Raw genomic sequence first — 5,122 nt, forward strand, 5'->3', positions numbered from 1 at the left:
ACACAACAGAAAAGGATTTTTATGGCATGTGTTATCTTTCACGAGAAGTGTGCGTCGTTTTCGCTCGCGATGGAATCAGTCATTCTGCAAAAGGCTCACACTTTAAGTTGCGGAAAACGCCTCCTTCACAGCGTCTTTAGCTGATTGATATCGTGTTTGCAGCAAGCCACAGCAGTACGCTCCGTTAACCTCTTGATTGATGCGAGTACTACGAGCTAATTTCATGTGTTCCGGCATCCTTTCAGCAGGGATAGGCGTTCCGTTAAGATCGATAAATGCGTTGTCACACAGACTATACTGGTTAAAGAGTTCCGAAATAACTTCGAGATACCTCCCCACTAGTGAGTTTGATACTGAGTCTGTAAGTTCTTTCAAATCGGAAATTGCCATTTGGGCAATATCATCGTCTGATTTACCTATAGCTTTGAGATGCCTATACAGACGTTCCTGCCGTGCGAGAAACGCTTTCTTGCGGAAGTGAAGCCGCAGATTATCGAGATCCTCGTTTGACAAATTGGGGAATGTTTCTTTAAAAGACATATTATTCTCAACCCCGTAATTGATAGGTTCCGATGCAAAATGATCAACCAGTCTTACGCGAACGTTCTTTACCCAAGGTAATTCCGTCACTCGTCTTTTAATATCACTAGCCATTAAAAACGCAAAGTTGGCTGCACACCAATAGGTTGGAAGACGAAAGGAAATGGTGATATCGCTTTCGTCAATTTTAATCTCATGTATAAAACCAAGGTCAGTAAGCGTTTGGTCTAACTCCGGATCGAAAACCTGTGCAAGACGTTCATACACCTCGTCATATTTACTCATTCTTATCACCCCGTTCGTCACGCTTGTGCGAGGTTCCAAGACGAAATCTGGGCGGCTAGAGCGTCATGTGCCAATTCGGCTTTTGACGTTTCAATATCGATCCCATACAGTCGAGCTGCGTTTTCTCCGAGGATCTTCTTTTTTATCGGAAGAGTCAACTCGACGCCTGTCTCTTCTGCAATGTCAGGTGGAAATTCAAAATCCATGAATTTTTCTATTAGCCAGTCTGGTTCCCAAATAGCATAGTCACTTCCAAAGAGGATTCGATCCTCATCAAGCCAATATAACAACTCACTTAGAATCTGAGCGAAGTAACGAGGACGACTGTGAATGAATGGCATGACGACAGCAAGGCCAGCATATACGTTTTTCTCTTGAGTTGCTATCCAACAAAAGTCTTCCAAACGAGGCAAGCCTACGTGTTCCACAATGAAATTTAGATTGGGAAATGCACTCGCCACATCATCCACGTCGGCAACGTCAAACGCATCTCGATTGAGCGGTGTAATGGTGGGTCCTTTGTGCACATGAATATTGCGGATTCCCAACTGTTCACATTTTTCTAGATAACGATATGACCAATCATCCGATAGCTTATAGCCTTTTGAATTTCCATACCACTCAGCTGTGTAGAGTTTCACTCCTTGGAGATGGTACGTCTCTGCAAGATATTCAAGAGTTTCTAGACCTCTTTCCCCATGCCGTGGGTCAAAGTAACCATTTCCAATAAATCTTCCCGGGTAATCCCTGATTAAAGTGGCATTTTTCTCGATATTCCCGAATCCATCTCGAAAGAATTCAGATAAAGCAACTGGCTGAAAAATAGCAATATCAACATATCCCTTTCCAAAGATGTCTCGCAATAATGTTTCTCGATCATATTTGTAAAACTTGTCACGAGGCCAAATTCGATCTTCCGGGCTGAGGTTCCTATGATAGTCATAGAAGCAGCTAATAAACTCTTCTCCGTGCCTATTGAGCTGGTTCTCTTTGCTCCCATCCCACCATGCAATGTGCGCATCAATGACAAAAATTTCTTCACCCGTACGCGTCCGAAACATCTAGTTCTCCTCCTTCGTACTCAATTTTCAGCCACATAGGCTGTGACTGGAGCCCTCGAGGGGCTTCACCATACGTGTTAAGCAAAAACCATTCCATGTTTCTTTAGAAGGAAGGGCATGCTCGTATGCAGCGTTCTCAGTGTGGATCTGTGTTGCAGATTGCACCAAGTGACGCGAGTTGACGCAATACACATATTGTTCGTTGTTAACAGATATCCGTGTTCTCTTTATAATGTAACAAGAGGGGTACGAAACGTGATGTGAGGCCAGCGGTGATATGTCGAGGGGGGTAATTAGGTCAAATTCGGGATTTGATTTTACAAAAAAGTGCAAACCGAAAGATTTACAGGATCTTGTATCAACTTGTCGAGTCGAAATGAGCGAGGGGCAATTTGCTTCAGTTCATGAGCCGTCTCTCGAGATCCGTTAGCCGGTTGCGGTTTTTGTCCACCAAGAACATCACGAGTTCTTCGAGCGGCATGGCAGCAACGTCTTCGGGTTCGGGTCCGAGTTCTTGAATCAGGGCCAACGGAGCGGCGCCAAACGTGTTGGAGAATGGGCTGTCTTGCCGTAGGCCGCTGAATTTCAGGAACAGCTGATTCGAGGAGAAGGTCTTGTCCCATGTGATGCTTTGCATGAGATGGAACCGGGTGCGCATCAGACGTTGGATGGCTTCATCGTGCACCGTATGTGCCATGGCTCGTGGAAGTCGGCCAAACCGCAGATGGGCCGCAATCACCCAGGCATCGATGCGGTCGTTGTTGGGAAGGTTGTCGTATCCCTTCTTGAAACGAGCCACTCTACGCGCGTTTAGGACGTGAACCTGCGGATGCAGATGAGCAGCCTGCTCCGAGAGTTGGTGTTGGAGATAAGTGGGCCAAGTGCTACCCGAGATTGGCCGTGGCCTTCATGCCGGCCACCACGCGGTCGACCTGGTCGGCGGACGCCGTCTCCAAGACCTTACGAATCAGAGTTTCGGCTTCATGAAGGTCGTTGGAGACGACAAAGGAAGCCAGATCACAGCCCGCCTCATGCATGAATTGAACATGAATGGGCCCCTTAAACTCACGTCGATCCCAACGTGGAGTTTTACCAATGGATTCACCTCCCGTCTTGGGAGAGTCAAGTCCAACTCGGACCTGGGTACCCGTGGGAACCACCGACCTCATCCTCGTCATCAGCACTCATCCGTGTAGATGTCAATTGTGGGTCACTACACCCCATCCGACACGGAGGCGCAACCGGCGGTTAGAACATGGGGGTGGATCGTGGATCCTGGGTAGCAGGCTATCAGAGCAGTACCATACGGTCCGCAGGGAGTGAAAGAAATATCCCGAGAGAGACTTGCCGATCCCATGGTCCTACAGGCGGTCTAGGTCTGTCGAACGATGAGCCTGTGGATTTGCTGGACAACTCGCGGAGTTGCCTACAAATTCCATAAGCCCAGCTGAGTGGAAGCCGCTTCGCTCCTTCCCCCTGGCCTTCGCCATTCACCCCTCCCTGCTGCCGACAAACAGGCTGGAAGAGATGGATCACCCGGAGACCCGAGGTGGTCGGATTCATGGATGACACCTATGAACTTGTCAAGGACCAAAGGCGCAGTAAAACGGCTGAGCCACGGATGCGCAGCTCCAACGTGTTGCATCAGGCAGCGAGAATAGGAGGGTGCTTCCTCGTCCAAGGTGGTAACCGACATATCAGGAGCGCACGACAACGGGTCCAAGCGAGCGAGAACCTACGGATAACACGAGTCGACTCGACGGGGAAGCCTCAACGAGATGTGGATCTGAATGCCGAAAGCAACGGTTGATGACTGGTAAAATAAGAGTCGGCCCCGGAAACACTCGAGGGGACTTTTCGCGGTTCCAGATCGGCTGGAAATTCACCACCAGACTTCTGTCACTAAGCACACGAGGAGTGTGAAGAAGGTTGAATTACCTGGATGATAAGAAACTATCTCAGAAAATAATCCTCAACCAGCGGGAACGTTTTTTAACTACTCGCCAAGTCGATGCAGAAAAAGTGCGAGCGGTCATCCATGAATCATGGTTACGTTCTGCCAATTTTAATGTCAATCCAAATCGACTCGTACCACAGCGAGCGGAAAAAGCCAACTTGAACCCCCTGTTTCGGTGGCTGGAAAATACAGCACGAAAATCTGTCTTTCAGGAAGTACATTCGCTATCAGCAGCTTCCGGGTGTGTTATTTTGATCGCGGATGAAAACGCTGTCATACGTCTTGTGGATGGTCCGGATAACTTACGTCACATGGCGGAGGAGTTGCTTCAATGCCAGGAAGGAACTTGTTGGGCAGAAGAAGTAGTTGGGACCAATGCACTCGGAACAGCTTTGGCTATCGGACGCCCGGTGGAGGTTCTCGGTGCGGAACATTTCTGCGCTTCAGCACACGCCTGGGCTTGTGTCGCTGTACCCATCCTGCATCCGGTGACACGACAGGTGATTGGTGTAGTAGACATGACGGGATGGTTAAAGACTTTTCACCCGCACATGAGAATGGCTGTATTGGCCACGGCGCGCGCCATTGAATCCATAGTGCGTCTGCGTGTAGAACGAGATCGACTTCTACTTTTGGACTATTTTTCAGACGCAGTGATTCGGGATACTAAGTCTGACTGGTTTGCTGTCGATGCTTCAGGGCGAATTATAAAGGGGACTCGGAATATCGACGATCTTGGTATCAATCTGGAGACGAGTTTTAATACTTCGTGGGCAAATGAAACGTGTGGAGAGATAAGCGGAAAGCATGGATCTATAGGTTTTCATTATATTCCTTGTTATGATGGAGATTGGCTGGTTGGTGGATTAGTGCGTTTGGACTCAATTTGCAGAGGGTCTCAAGGTAAACACATCTATGTTCGTAAAAATTCTAAATCGTATAACTTTAGTAATTTTGATATAATTTTAGGTGATTCAGAACAAATAAAAGAAGCTAAGGCTCTTGCCATAAGATACGCACAGACCAACTTACCGGTTCTCATTCAAGGAGAGACAGGAACGGGGAAGGAGCTATTTGCACGTGCAATACATCTAGAGAGCGAGCGCCGCCAGGGACCATTTGTAGCGGTTAATTGTAGTGCTACCGTGAAAATGGCAAAAAAGGAACTCGAGCCTTCCCCTCGTCAATCATGGAATATTGTGGATATTCTTTTCAGGAGGCTTCCTCTGCGACGATGACCGTCACCCCAAGTTCCTTCAAGCGATGCACGTGGCGTCGA

4 protein-coding genes are annotated in these 5,122 nt (G+C 48.0%); 1 reads left to right on the forward strand and 3 read right to left on the reverse strand.

Annotated elements, in window-relative coordinates; all coding sequences use genetic code 11:
• Positions 1 to 102 precede the first annotated feature (102 nt).
• The 3 genes from J3481_RS14135 to J3481_RS14145 all read right to left on the reverse strand — a co-directional run bounded on the left by J3481_RS14135 (position 103) and on the right by J3481_RS14145 (position 2,685).
• Positions 103 to 825, reverse strand: coding sequence for a metal-sulfur cluster assembly factor (locus J3481_RS14135; protein WP_206832769.1), 723 nt, complete (start codon positions 823 to 825; stop codon positions 103 to 105).
• Between the two features lie 17 nt (positions 826 to 842).
• A complete protein-coding gene (locus tag J3481_RS14140; RefSeq protein ID WP_206832768.1) occupies positions 843 to 1,886 on the reverse strand; it encodes an amidohydrolase family protein in 1,044 nt (347 codons plus the stop codon).
• 397 nt (positions 1,887 to 2,283) lie between these two features.
• Positions 2,284 to 2,685 (reverse strand): hypothetical protein, encoded by a 402-nt coding sequence (locus J3481_RS14145; RefSeq protein WP_206832767.1) that lies wholly within the window; start codon positions 2,683 to 2,685, stop codon positions 2,284 to 2,286.
• Positions 2,686 to 3,815: 1,130 nt separating this feature from the next.
• Between J3481_RS14145 and J3481_RS15010 the strand changes: the two genes are divergently transcribed.
• The gene (locus tag J3481_RS15010; protein ID WP_206832766.1) at positions 3,816 to 5,081 is read left to right on the forward strand and encodes a sigma-54-dependent Fis family transcriptional regulator; all 1,266 of its coding nucleotides are present in this window, start codon (positions 3,816 to 3,818) and stop codon (positions 5,079 to 5,081) included.
• The last annotated feature ends 41 nt before the right edge of the window (positions 5,082 to 5,122 follow it).

It is taken from the genome of Alicyclobacillus fructus (genome assembly GCF_017329605.1).
Classification (GTDB): domain Bacteria; phylum Bacillota; class Bacilli; order Alicyclobacillales; family Alicyclobacillaceae; genus Alicyclobacillus; species Alicyclobacillus fructus.